The sequence below is a fragment of the Actinopolymorpha sp. B9G3 genome (assembly GCF_040120725.1).
In the GTDB taxonomy this organism is placed as follows: domain Bacteria; phylum Actinomycetota; class Actinomycetes; order Propionibacteriales; family Actinopolymorphaceae; genus Thermasporomyces.
Genome location: NZ_JBEEAB010000004.1, coordinates 186,843 through 201,711, shown reverse-complemented (window position 1 = coordinate 201,711; position 14,869 = coordinate 186,843). Strand labels below are relative to the sequence as shown.

11 protein-coding genes are annotated in these 14,869 nt (G+C 68.4%); 10 read left to right on the top strand and 1 reads right to left on the bottom strand.

The window, feature by feature from the left end; translation table 11 throughout:
* Nucleotides 1-158: 158 nt before the first annotated feature.
* From ABNF93_RS09775 to ABNF93_RS09730, 10 genes are all read left to right on the top strand, one after another.
* Entirely contained in the window at nt 159-1,172 is a 1,014-nt protein-coding gene (locus tag ABNF93_RS09775; protein WP_349327557.1) for a LacI family DNA-binding transcriptional regulator, read from the top strand.
* Nucleotides 1,173-1,467: 295 nt separating this feature from the next.
* Nucleotides 1,468-3,282, top strand: a complete 1,815-nt coding sequence (locus ABNF93_RS09770; protein ID WP_349327556.1) for an ABC transporter substrate-binding protein — start codon at nt 1,468-1,470, stop codon at nt 3,280-3,282.
* Between the two features lie 10 nt (nt 3,283-3,292).
* Nucleotides 3,293-4,393: an ABC transporter permease gene (locus tag ABNF93_RS09765; protein ID WP_349327555.1), complete on the top strand. Its 1,101-nt coding sequence runs from the start codon at nt 3,293-3,295 to the stop codon at nt 4,391-4,393.
* Nucleotides 4,390-5,313, top strand: a complete 924-nt coding sequence (locus tag ABNF93_RS09760) for an ABC transporter permease (RefSeq protein WP_349327554.1) — start codon at nt 4,390-4,392, stop codon at nt 5,311-5,313. Before ABNF93_RS09765 ends, ABNF93_RS09760 begins: the two co-directional genes overlap by 4 nt.
* 9 nt (nt 5,314-5,322) lie before the next feature.
* Entirely contained in the window at nt 5,323-6,327 is a 1,005-nt protein-coding gene (locus ABNF93_RS09755; RefSeq protein WP_349327552.1) for an ABC transporter ATP-binding protein, read from the top strand.
* A gap of 195 nt (nt 6,328-6,522) precedes the next feature.
* On the top strand, nt 6,523-7,593 hold the full coding sequence (locus tag ABNF93_RS09750) for an ABC transporter ATP-binding protein (protein ID WP_349327550.1): 1,071 nt from the start codon (nt 6,523-6,525) through the stop codon (nt 7,591-7,593).
* Nucleotides 7,594-7,722: 129 nt separating this feature from the next.
* On the top strand, nt 7,723-8,271 hold the full coding sequence (locus ABNF93_RS09745) for a globin (protein WP_349327549.1): 549 nt from the start codon (nt 7,723-7,725) through the stop codon (nt 8,269-8,271).
* Between the two features lie 167 nt (nt 8,272-8,438).
* Nucleotides 8,439-10,130, top strand: a complete 1,692-nt coding sequence (locus ABNF93_RS09740) for a glycoside hydrolase family 13 protein (protein ID WP_349327547.1) — start codon at nt 8,439-8,441, stop codon at nt 10,128-10,130.
* Nucleotides 10,131-10,476: 346 nt separating this feature from the next.
* Nucleotides 10,477-10,737 (top strand): hypothetical protein, encoded by a 261-nt coding sequence (locus ABNF93_RS09735; RefSeq protein ID WP_349327546.1) that lies wholly within the window; start codon nt 10,477-10,479, stop codon nt 10,735-10,737.
* Nucleotides 10,738-10,939: 202 nt separating this feature from the next.
* The gene (locus ABNF93_RS09730; protein WP_349327545.1) at nt 10,940-13,300 is read left to right on the top strand and encodes a glycoside hydrolase family 95 protein; all 2,361 of its coding nucleotides are present in this window, start codon (nt 10,940-10,942) and stop codon (nt 13,298-13,300) included.
* Between the two features lie 56 nt (nt 13,301-13,356).
* On the opposite strand, the gene ABNF93_RS09725 is transcribed toward ABNF93_RS09730, so the two are convergent.
* Nucleotides 13,357-14,742 carry a Gfo/Idh/MocA family protein gene (locus ABNF93_RS09725; RefSeq protein WP_349327544.1) on the bottom strand — a complete coding sequence of 462 codons (1,386 nt, stop codon included), beginning with the start codon at nt 14,740-14,742 and terminating at the stop codon, nt 13,357-13,359.
* Nucleotides 14,743-14,869 lie beyond the last annotated feature (127 nt).

The window sequence follows — 14,869 nt, the reverse complement described above, 5'->3', positions numbered from 1 at the left end:
CTGCTGGCTATCCTTACCGAAAATCCGCTCGCAGTTTCGGTTCCGACTTTCGGTCGGCGCCGTTGACCAGGACCAGGGCAGGCCGTCCCGCCGAGCCCGGAAGGCTGGTCCGAACCTTCGCTCCGCCCGCGTCGACCGACCACTCGACGGGAGGCCAGATGCCCGGATCCGCGGGTCCTCGCACAGTCACGCTCGCGGCCATCGCCGCCGAGGCGGGGGTTTCCGTGCCGACCGTGTCCAAGGTCCTGAACGGCAGGCATGACGTGGCCGCCCTCACGAGGGCACGGGTGGAGGAGTTGCTCAGTCACCACGGCTATCTCCGCAGCCGCACCCGCCAGGCGACCGGCCTCATCGACCTCGCCATCGACAATCTCGCGACCCCGTGGGCGGAGGAGATCCTGCGAGGGGCGGTCGAGACCGCTGAGTCCGCGGACTTCAGTGTCGCCGTGTCGATCCTTCCGTACGCACAACCCTGGACGCCGTGGATCGACCGGATCCTGCGCCGTGGCAGCGACGGCATCGCCGCGGTCGTCAAGCAGCTCGGGCGCTCGGACCTTCGCCGGCTGCGCGCCGCCGCCATCCCGCACGTCGCGGTGGATCCCATGGGCGACTGCGGACCCGAGACGCTCTCGGTCGGTGTCACGAACTGGCAGGGCGGATTCGACGCCACGCGGCACCTGCTCGACCTCGGTCACTCCCGGATCGCCGCGATCTCCGGGCCGCCGGTCGTGGAGTCGGCACGCGCTCGACTGGCCGGGTTCCGGTACGCGATCGAGGCGGCCGGACACGCCGTCGACCCTGCCCTGGTGACACCGGCACTCTTCACCCGCGAGGAGGGACAGGCCGCCGCCGGCAGGGTGCTCGACCACCCCCACCCACCCACCGCCATCGTCACCGGCAACGACGAGCAGGCGATCGGGGCGTACCAGGCCGCCCATGCCCGTGGGGTCCGGATTCCCGACGACCTCAGCGTCGTCGGCTTCGATGACATCCCGATCTCCCAGTGGCTGGACCCGCCGCTGACCACCGTCCGGCAACCGCTCGCCGCGATGGCTGCGGCAGCGATGCGGATGCTCGTCCGCCAGATCGCGGTCGGGGCATCGGAGCCGAGCCGGATGGAGTTGGCCACCACCTTGGTCGTACGACAGAGCACCGCACCTCTCCGTCGGTGAGACGGTGGCGCGGGGGGCCACCCTCACGCAAACCCCACCTGCCACAGGGGCACCCTCACCCGAACCGCACCTGGCGCCGAGAGATCCCCCCACCTCAGCGCCACGGCGCGGAAGCGCAAGCTCAACCGGGTCGTGACCCGCAATCACTTGACCGCGACGCCGTGACCACGGCAGCATCGCGATCACTTACCGCCCAGGCGTGATCAATGGTAGAAAGTTTCTCCCCCCGTGAGCGCCCCGCCTGGGAGCGCCTGACCCGAGCGCTCGGCCCGAGCGCCGTTCCGAGGAGTGTCTGATGCGCATCGCGACGGCTCGATGGCGTCACGCGACCGCCCTGCTGGCGGCGTTCGCGTGCGTCACGGCACTCGTCCTCCCCTCCAGCGCACTCGCCGAGGAGGAGCAGCCCACGCAGCTGGTCGTCGCGGCGTCGCAGTCGGTCGACACGTTCAACCCGTTCATGTCGTTCTTCGCGATCGGCTACACGGTCGCGGGGTTGAGCTACGACTCGCTGATCGACTGGAGTGCCACGGACTTCAAGCCGGTCCCAGGCCTCGCGACCAAGTGGGAGGAGTCGGCGGACCACCTGACGTGGACGTACACGATCCGCAAGGGCGTGAAGTTCTCCGACGGCACTCCGCTGACGGCGCGCGACGCGGAGTTCACCTACAACCTGATGATGACCGACGAGGACGCCCGCGCGTCGTCGTCGGACCTGGTGGAGAACTTCTCCAGCGTCGACGCCCCCAACGACACCACCCTGGTCATCAGACTCAAGCGCCCGACCAACCAGATGCTGGCGCTCGACAACGCCATCGTCCCCCGGCACATCTGGGAGAAGCACGAGGGCAAGGTCGGCGACTTCAAGAACTTCGACTTCCCGCTGGTCGGCTCGGGACCCTTCCAGGTCGTGGAGTTCAAGACCGACCAGTTCATCCGGCTGAAGGCCAACAAGGATTACTGGGCAGGCGCGCCGGCTTATGACGAGCTCGTCTTCCGCTACTACAAGACGCCGGACGCGAGCGTGCAGGCGCTCATCGCCGGCGAGGTCGACGTGGTGAGTGGCCTGACGCCCGCCGCGTACAAAGCCCTCGACGGCAAGGCCGGCATCACCCTCAACCGGGCGGCGAACCGCCGGTTCGGCGCCATCACGTTCAACATGGGGGCGCGTACGAAGGACGGCAAGGAGTTCGGTGACGGCCATCCCGCACTAAAGGACAAGGCGGTCCGACAGGCGATCCACTACGCCACCAACAAGGACGAGCTGATCGCCAAGGTCAACGACGGCATGGCTCTGCCCGGCATCAGCTACATCCCGCCGATCTTCGACACCTACCACTACGAGCCGAGCGACGCGGACAAGGTGACGTTCGACATCGACAAAGCCAACCAGATCCTCGACGAGGCGGGATACGAACGCGGGTCCGACGGGATCAGACGCATGCCGGACTCGGACGAGCCGCTGAAGTTCCGCCTGCTCAACCATTCCGACACACCGTCAGAGGCGACCGACTCCGAGTTTCTCAAGGGTTGGTGGAAGCAGATCGGGATCGAGGTGACGATCGAGGCCGCCGACTTCACCAAGCTCAACGACAACCTCTACCTCGGCCGGTACGACATCATCTTCTCCGGCTGGGGGGTCGGCCCCGACCCGACGTCGATCCTCAGCCTGCACACGTGCGGCGTCCTACCCGACGACGCGAGCGGGACGCAGCGCGACACCGACACCTTCTACTGCAACCCGGCCTACGACAGGCTGCACGAGCAGCAGAAGGCCGAGAGCGACATCGCCAAGCGGGCGGCGATCGTCAAGGAGATGCAGCGGATCCTCTACACCGACGCCCCGGTCATCACTCTCCGCTATGCCGACACGCTCGAGGCATACCGCAGCGACCGCTGGACCGGGTTCATCAAGCAGCCGTCCACGCGGGGCATGATCTCGGGCCAGCAGGGCAACTGGGCGTACATGTCGGCCAGGCCGATCGAGGCCGAGGATGCTGGCGGCTCGCGCGTCGCGCTCTTCGTCGGTGGCGGTGCCGCTGTCGTGCTGATCGCCGCGGCCGCCGGGTTCGTCGTCGTACGCCGGCGCAAGACCGCGGACGAGCGGGAGTAGCCGGCCACTCATGGCGATGGATCCATCGCTGGTGGCGCGGTCCGCCGACTCGAAGGGGTCGGCGGACGCGGCCACCGGCGGACCGGATGCGGCCGGCGGGGACCCAGGCCACGAGGGTGCCGGGGCCCGCCTGGGTGCAGGCGGCTTCGCCCGCTACCTCCTGAGCAAACTCGGTGGTGCCGCGCTCTCGTTGCTCATGGTGGTGTTCTCGGCGTTCTTCCTCTTCCGGATCCTCGGCGGCGACCCGGTCGACGCGCTGACCCGCGACGTGCCCACCACGCCGGCCGAACGCGCGGCGCTACGGGAGAAGCTCGGCCTGGACGATCCGCTCGGCCTGCAGTTCCTCACCTACCTGCGGGGGGTGGTGACCGGCGACCTCGGCGAGTCCTACCAGTACCAGCAGCCGGTCACGACCCTCATCCTCGAACGCCTCGGCGCCACCGTCCTGCTCACCGGCACCGCGCTCGTGCTGGCCGCCTCCCTCGGGTTGTGGATCGGGACGCGGGCGGGTTGGCGCCAGGGCAGCAGGTTCGACAAGACGCAGGTCGGGGTCTCGCTCACGCTCTGGTCGGCGCCGACGTTCTGGTTCGGGATGCTCGTCATCATGGTGTTCGCGCGCTATCTCGGGCTCTTTCCGATCAACGGCATGGTCGCGCCGCGTACCCCTGACGAGTTCTGGCCGCAGACGCTCGACACCCTGCACCATCTCGTCCTGCCAGTCGTCACGATGACGGCGGTGATCTACGCGCAGTACGTCCTTGTCATGCGGTCGTCGATCCTCGACGAGATGGGCAACGACTACCTCACGACGGCGCGCGCCAAGGGCCTGCGGGACGCCCAGGTACGCAGCCGGCACGCGGTACCCAACGCGCTGCTGCCCACGGTGACGCTGGTGTTCCTCCAACTCGGGAGCGTGGTCGGCGGCGCGATCCTCACCGAGACGGTGTTCAGTTGGCCGGGTCTCGGACTGCTGGCCTACCAGGCGTTGAAGATCCCCGACCTGCCACTCCTGCAGGGGACGTTCCTGTTCTTCTCCACCGCGGTGATCCTCGCCAACACCGCAGCCGACCTCGTTTACCGGTTCCTCGACCCGAGAGTGCGGCACGCATGAGCACCACCGGGGCACCCGACACGGCCGGGCTGGCATCGGGTCGCGCGGTCGCCTGGGAGCGACGCAAGGCGGCCTTGACGCGGTTCTGGCGTGACTACCGGCGGCAGCGAGTGGGCGTCGCCGGGCTCACCGGCATGGTCCTCATCGTCGTGCTCGCGCTGGCGGCACCGCTCCTCACCGACGAGAGCGGCCTCGACGTCACCCAGGTCACCGGCGAACGCCTGGAGGCACCGAGTGCACGCTTCCTCCTCGGTACGGACGAGTCCGGTCGGTCAGTTCTGCTCCTCATCCTGTGGGGGGCCCGGATTTCCTTGCTGGTCGGCGTGACGGCGACTCTGCTGGCGATGGGCATCGGCACCCTCGTCGGTATCACGGCGGGGCACTTCGGCGGATGGTTCGCGGGGTTGCTGATGCGGATCACGGACTGGTTCATCGTTCTGCCGCGGCTGGTACTCGCGATCGCCCTCGCCGCGGTTCTCGGACCGAGCCTCACCACGATCATCGTCGCGATCGGCGTCACGTCGTGGGCCGGCACGGCACGGCTGATCCGGGCGCAGACTCTCGCCGTGGAAGCCCGTCCGTACCTCGAACGCGCCAGGGCCCTCGGTGCGGGTCACTGGCACCAGATGACCCGGCACGTCCTCCCGAACGTGATGCCTCTCGTTCTCGCCAGCACCACCCTCGAGGTGGCGAGCGCGGTCCTTGCCGAGGCGACATTGGCGTTCCTCGGGCTGGGTGATCCGTCGCGGATCTCGTGGGGCGGCATGTTGAGCCGGGCCAACTCCTCCGGAGCGATCACCTACGGCGCCTGGTGGTATCTCCTGACACCCGGCCTCGCGATCCTGGTGGTCGTCCTGTGCTTCACGCTGTGTGGGCGCGCGCTGGAGGCCGTCTTCAACCCGCGGCTGCGGGGGCGGTGAGGGCTGGCGATGGTGCTCCTCGACGTCTGCGACCTCGCGGTCACCTACCACGGCACCCGTGGCGACGTACCGGCCGTGCGTGGCGTCGACCTCACCCTCGACGTCGGTGAGACGCTCGGCATCGCTGGCGAGTCCGGCTGTGGCAAGTCGACGCTCGCGTTGGCGCTGCTCCGGCTCCTTCCCGCCGGTACGACGGTGACCGGACAGGTGCTGCTCGATGGCGACGACGTACTCGCCATGTCGTGGGGACAGCTCAGGGCCGTGCGATGGGCCGGCAGCTCGATCGTCTTCCAGGGTGCGATGCACGCGCTCAATCCCGTCCACCGGATCGGTCGACAGATCGCCGAGCCCATCCTGCTGCACGAGAAGGTCACCGAGGCGCAGGCCCATCAGCGGGCGGCCGACCTTCTCACCCAGGTGGGCCTGCCGACGTGGCGGGCGGCCAGTTACCCGCACGAACTCTCCGGGGGCCAGCGGCAGCGGGTCATGATCGCGATGGCTCTCGCCTGCTCGCCGCGGCTGATCATCGCCGACGAGGCGACCACGGCGCTGGACGTGATGATCCAGGCCCAGGTGCTCGACCTCATCGCCGGCCTCGTCGCCGAGCGCGGGATCGGTCTGCTCATGATCAGCCACGACCTCTCGGTGCTGTCGTCCACCTGTGCGCGGCTCGCGGTGATGTACGCGGGCCGAGTCGTGGAGGTCGGTCCCGCCCGGTCGGTCTTCACCTCCCCGGCGCATCCCTACGCGGGAGCGCTGGCGGCGGCGTTTCCGACCATTGGTGACCCGGGCTCGCGTGGGCGCCCCCGCGGGCTGGGCGGCGATCCACCCGACCCGGCCGCGATCCCGTCGGGGTGTCCGTTCCATCCGCGGTGCCCGGTGGTGCTGCCGGAGTGCTCGACGGCCGACGTAGGTCTGTGGCCGGTCGACGGCGGTGACCGTCGCGCCGCCTGCGTACGCGCAGCCGGGGCGCCGCCGTTGTCGTCGGGCTCGCCGCACGGGTCCGGACAATGACCACGCTGAGCATGACCGTGCCGAGAATGACCACGCTGAGCATGCCACCGGGACCCGACACAGGCATGGACGCCTGGTCAGACTCCACAGGGCTGCTCAGCGTGGTCATTGGAGGCTGGCCCGCGAGGGCGAGGATTTGCTGGCCTCCGGTCGAACACCCACGAAGCAGCGAGGCGGAAAGGGAAGGAACGCCGCATGAGCGAACCGATCCTGTCGGCGCGTGACCTGCGAGTCGACTTCCGCGTCCGTGGTGGGCGGACCGCCCGCGCCGTCGACGGCGTCCACCTCGACCTCGCCCCCGGTGAGGTCCTGGCACTCGCCGGCGAGTCGGGCTGCGGCAAGACGACCCTGGCGCGGACCCTGCTCGGCCTCGTCCGCCCGTCCGCCGGCACGGTCGCGTACGCCGGCCAACCGCTGACCTACAGCACCGGCGCTCTTAAGGCGTACCGGCGTTCGGTCCAACTCGTCCTGCAGGACCCGACGGGCGCGCTCAACCCCCGACACACCGTCTACGAGGCCGTCGCCGAGGGGCTGCGCATCCACGGGATCACCGGCAACGAACGCGACCGGGTGGCCGACGCGCTGGCAGTCTGCGGACTGCGCCCGCCGGAGCGGTTCTTCCTGGCGTACCCCCATGAGCTGTCCGGTGGGCAGCGCCAGCGCGTGGTGATCGCGGGTGCTCTGGTCCTCGAGCCGAAGGTGATCATCGCCGACGAGCCGGTGGCGTCGCTCGACGCGTCCGTCCGGGGCGAGATCCTGGCGCTGCTACTGCGGCTGCGGGAGGAGTTCGGTCTGGCGGCGCTCGTGGTGACCCACGACCTCGGGCTCGCGTGGAGCATCGCCGACCGGCTGGCCGTGATGTACCTCGGGCGGATCGTCGAGACCGGTCCGGTCGAGCGGATCCTCTCCGATCCACGGCATCCGTACACGCGTGCGCTGGTGTCGGTACTGCCGGACTCGCCGATCGCCTCGCCGATCGTCCTCGCCGGCGAACCACCCGACGCGACGCAGATCCCGGCCGGGTGCAGGTTCCATCCCCGGTGTCAGGAGCTCGCGTCCGGCGCGGCGGAGGCCGCCGGCGTAGCCGAGTCCTGCCGGCGTACCCCTGTGGAGATCATCGAAGCCGGCACCACCGCCAGCGTCGCCACGACGCCTCCCGAGCCCGGTGCCGCCGAGCCCGGTGCCGCCGAGCCCGGTGCCGCCGAGCCCGGTGCCGCCGGAGTCGCCTGCCACCTCCATGCCGCCCGCGTCCTGGGGCGGACGTGATCATGTGCGCGCGATCATCCCCCGCGATGCGCGGCGCATTCGGCGTGCAACATGGCGAATTGCCGTGCATCGTCCAGGTATCCGGAGCGGTGTTCACTGACTTGGTCCCGGTTGTCACAATGGACGGCGATGAGCGAGCAACCGCAGAACCCCCAGGCCGGGCAGGATCCGGACGTTGGCATCCCGATCACGGGCGGCGCGGACGCCCCGGAACCCGATGCGTACGCCGGCACCTTCTACGCCGCCATCGGTGGCCACGAGACGTTCGTACGCCTGGTCCGGCGCTTCTACGAAGGCGTCGCGGACGATCCTGTCCTGCGTCCGCTCTACCCTGAGCCCGATCTCGCCGGGGCCGAGGAGCGCCTGCGGATGTTCCTCGAGCAGTACTGGGGCGGTCCGCGCACCTACTCCGAGCAGCGAGGCCATCCGAGGCTGCGCATGCGGCACGTCCCTTTCGCGGTGACCGACGATGCCCGCGACCGGTGGCTCGCACACATGCGCGCGGCGGTCGACGAGCTCGCCCTCGATCCGGCGTACGAGAAGGAGCTCTGGGCCTACCTCGTCATGGCCGCCAACTCCCTGGTCAACACCGGACCGACCGACACCGGTCCGACCGACGCTGGTCCGGCCGACCCCGGACCTGCGGCGCCGGGCCAGCGCCCCAACCTGCTGCGCTGATCTGGTTCCCAGCCACATCCAGACCAGCCACATCCAGACCCAGCCACATCCAGACCCAGCCAATCCAGACCGTGAGACGCTCGGCCGACGAGCCAGCCCAGCCGAGCTGACCGACCGCAGCCCAGCCGAGCTGATCGACCGCAGCCCGACCGCACCGAGAGGCCGTCATGACCACGACACCGCCCGCCGCATGGTGGCGAACCGCCGTGATCTACCAGATCTACATCCGCAGCTTCGCCGACGGCAACGGCGACGGCATCGGCGACATCGCGGGGATCCGGTCCCGACTCCCCTACCTCGCGAACCTCGGGGTCGACGCGGTCTGGATCACCCCGTGGTACGCCTCGCCGATGGCGGACGGGGGCTACGACGTGGCCGACTTCCGGGGCATCGCACCCGAGTTCGGAACCTTGGCCGAGGCCGAGGCGATGATCGCCGAGGCGCACGCGCACGGCCTGCGGGTGATCCTCGACATCGTGCCCAACCACACCTCCGACCAGCACCCGTGGTTCGTGGCGGCGGTCGAAGCCGGACCGGGTTCGGCGGCCCGGGAGCGGTACTGGTTCCGTCCTGGCCAGGGACCCGACGGCGCACAACCTCCCAACGACTGGCGCTCGGTCTTCGGCGGCCCCGCCTGGACCCGGGTCGACGACGGCGTACCGAACAGTGAGCACGACGAGGCGCAACGCACCGGTGCGGCCGGCGACTGGTACCTCCATCTGTTCGCCTCCGAGCAACCGGACCTCAACTGGACCAATCCAGAGGTACGCGACGAGTTCGCCGACATCCTGCGCTTCTGGTTCGACCGTGGCGTCGACGGGTTCCGGATCGACGTCGCCCACGGGCTCGACAAGCACACCGGCCTGCCCGACATCGGCCTCGACGAGGAAGAGCTCCTCGCTGAACCCGACATCGCAGACCACCCGCACTGGGACCGCGACGGCGTTCATGAGATCTACCGTGAGTGGCGCCGAATCGCCGACTCGTACGCCGACACCCCGGAAGGCTCCCGGGTCTTCGTCGCCGAAGCGTGGGTACGCACCGAGAGCGACCGGCTGGCCCGCTACCTGCGACCGGACGAGTTGCACACGGCGTTCAACTTCGACTTCCTCAAGTGCGCGTGGAACGCCGCGGACCTCCGTCGCTCCATCGACCACAATCTCCAGACCCTCGCCGCAGTAGACGCACCTTCCACCTGGGTCATGTCCAACCACGACGTACCACGGCACGTGACGAGGTACGGCCGGGCGGGCGGCCTCCTGCGGCGGCGGACCGCCGCCGACGGTCCCGCCGACATCGCGCTGGGAACCCGCCGCGGCCGCGCCGCCGCACTGTTGATGCTTGCCCTGCCTGGCAGCGCGTACGTCTACCAGGGCGACGAGCTGGGCCTGCCCGAGGTGGAGGACCTTCCGGTCGGAACCCTGCAGGACCCGATCTGGACCCGCAGCGGTGGCACAGTACGCGGCCGCGACGGCTGCCGGGTCCCGTTGCCGTGGACGGGTGACGCCCCGGCGCTCGGGTTCGGCTCGGCCGCGCCGTGGCTCCCCCAGCCGGCTGAGTGGAAGGCGCTCAGCGTCGATGCACAGACCGGCGACACGGAGTCGGTTCTGGAGCTCTACCGGACGGCGCTGGCGCTGCGCAGATCGCTGCCAGGGTTGGCAGATGCGACCTTGCGGTGGCGGAACGATCTCGCCGAAGACCTGTTGGCGTTCGAACGGCCCGGCCGTTTCTGCTGTGTGGTCAACTTCGGCACGGATTCGGTTGCCCTGCCGCCGCACGAGAAGGTCCTGCTGTCAAGCGGCCCGCTCTCCGGTGACGAACTCCCGTCGGACACGACGATCTGGCTGACACTTTCCTGAGCGCCGGAAGTCGCCAGAGTATCCACCCGGCAGAATCCATTCGCCGTACTCCTGCCCGTCCTTTCCGGTTTACCGCGGAATTCCAGCGACGGCCGCCGGCTCCCGAACACGGGACCCGGGGTCGTTGTAGTTCAGGAATTTCTCGACCCCGAACGTCGATTCCACATCATCGAAACCCACCGCGTCGACCCTCCCCACCTGACGACGCGCACCTCGAATCCGCGCTTGTGCAGGTGCCGGTGCCGGCCTTGACACCTTCCTCTCCACGACGTACCTGACGCACACCAGCCTGGTCCAGAATCGGTCGAGCGGTTTTGGCGGTGGACTGTTCAGCTTCGCCAGCGAAGTGGCGGCCAACGACAGCAAGATCAACGCGAACTCCATCGCCAGTCCAGACGGCTCGGGCGGCGGCATCATTGCCGTCGTCGGCAGCAACGTCGCGCTGCACCACAGCGAGGACGGAGGGCGGGACGGCCGAGGTCGACGAAAAGTCGGAGATCACCAAGAACCGGCCATCCAACTGCGCGGACAGCGGAGACCCGGTCGAGAACTGCTTCGGCTGATCCTCGGCTCGGGTCAACGCAACCAAACCGTGAACGACAACTGAACGCACACACATCCGGTCGCTTTCCGGCTCGACACGTTCGGCCCGGGAAGCGACCGGACGCATGTGTGCCGGCGGACAGCGGCAGAGCTGGCGGAAAGATCAAATCTCTGACGAGCCGAAAACATCAGATGTACGATCGAAGGCCAGTCCGAGCCACATCCCGACCACCGTCAGGAGGCTCGTCATCACGTCCATCCGATCGATGGCTGAAGACACTGCCACCTCGTTTCCCCATGCCCTCACCCTCTGGTACCTCCAACCCGCGACCGACTGGGAAAGCGAGGCACTTCCGATCGGCAACGGGCGGCTGGGTGCCATGGCGTTCGGCGGAGTCGCCACCGAACATCTCCAGCTGAACGAGAAGACCTTGTGGACAGGCGGTCCTGGCGCTGTGGAGGACGGCCACCCCTATGCGTACGGCCTCTGGGAACGGCAGCGAGCGGGCGCGCTGCAGGAGGTGCGCGACCACCTGGCCGCCCACGGCAGCGCCGAACCCGCCTGGCTGGCGGAGAAGCTTGGCCAGCGGGACTGGGCGTTCGGTGCGTACCAACCGTTCGGTGACGTGTACATCGACGTGCACGACGCGGGCGTCAGCGCCGACAACTACCGGCGCAGTCTCGATCTCACCACCGCGATCGCCCGGGTGGACTACGACATCGACGGCATCCACTACTCGCGTGAGCACCTCGCGAGCTACCCGGATGGCGTCATCGCTTCCCGGCTGGAAGCGAGCCAGGCCGGAAAACTGTCGCTGACCGTGCGTTTCGAGTCCCCGAATCCCCACGCACGGGTGCACGTCAACGACGGCCGGATCACGATCCGGGGATCCCTTCCCGACAACGGACTGCGCTACGAAGGTCAGCTTCTCGTCGTGGCCGAGGACGGTTCCCTGCTCGACGGCGAAGACTCGGTGACAGTCAGGGAGGCCCGGGCCGCGACGCTGCTGCTCTGCCTGGGAACCGACTATGCCGAACGCTATCCCAGCTACCGTGGGAAGAAGCCCCATCGCAAGGTTTCGCGCCGGATCAACGCCGCCGCGGCGCAACCGTACTCGGCTCTGCGTACGGGCCATGTCACCGACTACGCCGGGCAGTTCGGGCGGGTGCGTCTGGACATCGGGGCGCCCCCACACACGACGGTTCCCACCGACGAACTGCTCGCTGGCTACGACGGGACCGGCCCGGACTCTCGTGCGCTGGAATCGTTGTTCTTCCAGTACGGGCGCTACCTGCTCCTTGCCTCGTCGCGACCCGGTTCGCTGCCCGCCAACCTGCAAGGCGTGTGGAACGCGTCACCGACACCGCCATGGTCGAGTGACTATCACGTCAACATCAACCTGCAGATGAACTACTGGCCCGCCGAAGCCACCAACCTGGCCGAGTCCGTCACCCCGCTCGTCGACTTCATCGATGCGTTGAGACCAGCCGGTCGCGACGCCGCGAAGCAACTCGACGGAGCCAGCGGCTGGATCGTCGGCAACCAGACCAATGTCTGGGGGTTCGCCGGCGTACGCGACCACCCGACGTCGTTCTGGTTTCCCGAGGCGGCAGCATGGCTGTGCCGGCACCTGTGGGAACACTACGAGTTCGGCGGTGAGGTGGATTTCCTTCGTACGAAGGCATTTCCGATCATGGCCGAGGCGGCACTGTTCTGGCTCGACTTCCTCGTACCCGACGTCAATGACGGCCTGCTGGTCGTCTCGCCGAGCTACTCACCCGAGCACGGACCGGTGACGGCGGGGGCCTCCATGGCGCAGCAGGTGGTGGCAGACCTCTTCGCACACACGATTGCGGCGAGCGAGGTCCTCGGTGAGGATCCGGCGTTTCGCCGGCGGCTCGCCACCGCACTGCGGGGACTCGACCCCGGACTCCGGATCGGTGGTTGGGGACAACTGCAGGAGTGGAAAGCAGACGTCGACGACGCCACTGACGACCATCGGCACGTCTCGCACCTCTACGCACTCCACCCTGGCGGACGGATCTCGCCCAGCAAGACTCCGGAGCTGGCCCAAGCTGCCATGGCGACCTTGCGGGCGCGCGGCGACGGCGGCACCGGGTGGAGCAAGGCGTGGAAGATCAACTTCTGGGCGCGACTACACGACGGTGACCACGCGCACCGGATGCTGCGCGAGCTTCTGCGGCACTCCACGCTCTCCAACCTCTGGGACACGCACCCACCGTTCCAGATCGACGGGAACTTCGGCGCGACAGCCGGGATGGCGGAGATGCTGCTCCAGAGCCGGTGGGACGGCGAGAACCGAGCGACGCTCCACATCCTCCCCGCACTGCCCTCCAGTTGGCGCCAGGGCACCGTCACCGGCCTGCGTGGCCGCGGAGGCGTCATCGTGGACATCGCGTGGGCGGGCGGACTACCTACCCGCATCCACTTCTCCTCCCCCGGCCGGGACGTCAAGCTGCGGCTGGTGAGCACGCTTTTTGCCAACGGTCGCTACGTTCTCATCCAGTGCGCGACCGGCGATCTCGTCGACCATCACCGCAGTGGCACTCTGGTGACGATGCAAGCCCGGACAGGCGAGCGGTACGAAGTCGTGGCCACCGGCTGACCCCACTCCCGTCGCCGCGCCCTGCCACTCACAACAGCCTGGCGCCCGCCTTGCGGTCAGCGTCCGCCGGGGAAGTCGACGAGATCGCGGATCCGCACCGGCAGGCCGCTCGCGAAGGAACGGTTCGCCGCCGCGCCGACCAGCATCGCGTACGCACCGTCGACGTGGGTCGCGGCACGGCCGAGCGGGTCGGCCTCCTTGACCTCACCGAACAGGTCGTTGAGCAGGCGCCGGTCACCACCACCGTGGCCGCCGGCGCCCTCTTCGACCTCGACCGGCTGGGGCACATCCCACAACGGACGGATCATCAGCTGCGCACGGTCGATGGGCGGCGCCTTCTTCGCCGCACCCGCGCCAGGCTTGTTCGGATCCTGCGCCGTTCCACTGACGTACGAACGTTCCTCGACGTTGAGCTCGAGGCGCCCTTTCGTACCGTTGAACATAACGCGATAGCCCTCCCACGGGGAGTACGCCGTGAGGTGGTAGGTCATCGTCGCGCCCGTCGCGTAGCGGACGAGCACCGACATGTCGTCCTCGATGCTGATGCCGTCGGCGAACACGTTGCGGTCGCGCAGGTAGCCGTCCTCGTGCTCGGCGTCGAGATAGAGCGCGCGCAGGGTCGGGTCGTCGGCGAGACTGATCGCCCAGGGATTCTTCTCGCCGTCGGGGCTGCCGTGGCTGCGATAGCTCCGGACGACCTCGCCGCGGCGTTCGGCGTTGTCGCGGCCGTAGAAGCGGAGGTCGCCGAATCCGAACACCGTTTCCGGCACTGTGCCGAGCCACCAGTTCACCAGGTCGAAGTGGTGGCTTGCCTTGTGGATCATCAGGCCGCCGGAGTTGCGCTTGTCGCGGTGCCACCTGCGGAAGTAGTCGGCGCCGTGCCGGGTGTCGAGCAGCCACTCGAAGTGCACCGACTGAACGTCACCGATCGCCCCGGACTGGAGGAGGTCCTTGACCGCGGAGTTGCGCGGCGCGTAACGGTAGTTGAACGAGACGGTGAGTTTCTGGCCGGTCCGGTGCTGGGTGTCAAGGATGCGTTGACACTTGTCCGCGTCGGTCGTCAGCGGCTTCTCGGAGATGACATCACGGCCATTCTCCATCGCCGTGACGATGTAGTGGTCGTGCGTACGGTCGACCGACGTGACGATCACGGTGTCGACCCGCTCCTCGTCGAGCATGCGGACGAACTCGTCCGGTGCGTACGTCGGAATCGGGGCGATGCCGTAGGAGTCGGCGAACTTCTTGTTGTAATAGCCCATCCGGGTCTGGTTGGGATCGCACAGCGCAACCAGCTGACCGCTCTCGTGATACTCGGTGAGCAGCGCGGTCGTAAACATCCGGGACCTGGAACCCAAGCCGACCACGGCGTACCTCGCCCGCTCGCTCCCACCGGCCTGAACCGTCGCAGCCGTCGGTGCCTTCGAGGAATCCTGCGTGGTCATCCGAACTCCTTCCGGCAACCGCTCGGGTCGCCGTCGTGCCGGTCATCGCGTGGGTGTGCGACTCTCACGCCGTCCCGCGACGCTCCGCCTGGTAAGCGCTTTCTCGGCAAACTAGACCCAATCAAGT

Coding starts and splice junctions, on each gene's coding strand:
- ABNF93_RS09775 (WP_349327557.1), top strand. CDS start 159: ATGCCCGGATCCGCGGGTCCTCGCACAGTCACGCTCGCGGCCATCGCC.
- ABNF93_RS09770 (WP_349327556.1), top strand. CDS start 1,468: ATGCGCATCGCGACGGCTCGATGGCGTCACGCGACCGCCCTGCTGGCG.
- ABNF93_RS09765 (WP_349327555.1), top strand. CDS start 3,293: ATGGCGATGGATCCATCGCTGGTGGCGCGGTCCGCCGACTCGAAGGGG.
- ABNF93_RS09760 (WP_349327554.1), top strand. CDS start 4,390: ATGAGCACCACCGGGGCACCCGACACGGCCGGGCTGGCATCGGGTCGC.
- ABNF93_RS09755 (WP_349327552.1), top strand. CDS start 5,323: ATGGTGCTCCTCGACGTCTGCGACCTCGCGGTCACCTACCACGGCACC.
- ABNF93_RS09750 (WP_349327550.1), top strand. CDS start 6,523: ATGAGCGAACCGATCCTGTCGGCGCGTGACCTGCGAGTCGACTTCCGC.
- ABNF93_RS09745 (WP_349327549.1), top strand. CDS start 7,723: ATGAGCGAGCAACCGCAGAACCCCCAGGCCGGGCAGGATCCGGACGTT.
- ABNF93_RS09740 (WP_349327547.1), top strand. CDS start 8,439: ATGACCACGACACCGCCCGCCGCATGGTGGCGAACCGCCGTGATCTAC.
- ABNF93_RS09730 (WP_349327545.1), top strand. CDS start 10,940: ATGGCTGAAGACACTGCCACCTCGTTTCCCCATGCCCTCACCCTCTGG.
- ABNF93_RS09725 (WP_349327544.1), bottom strand. CDS start 14,742: ATGACCACGCAGGATTCCTCGAAGGCACCGACGGCTGCGACGGTTCAG.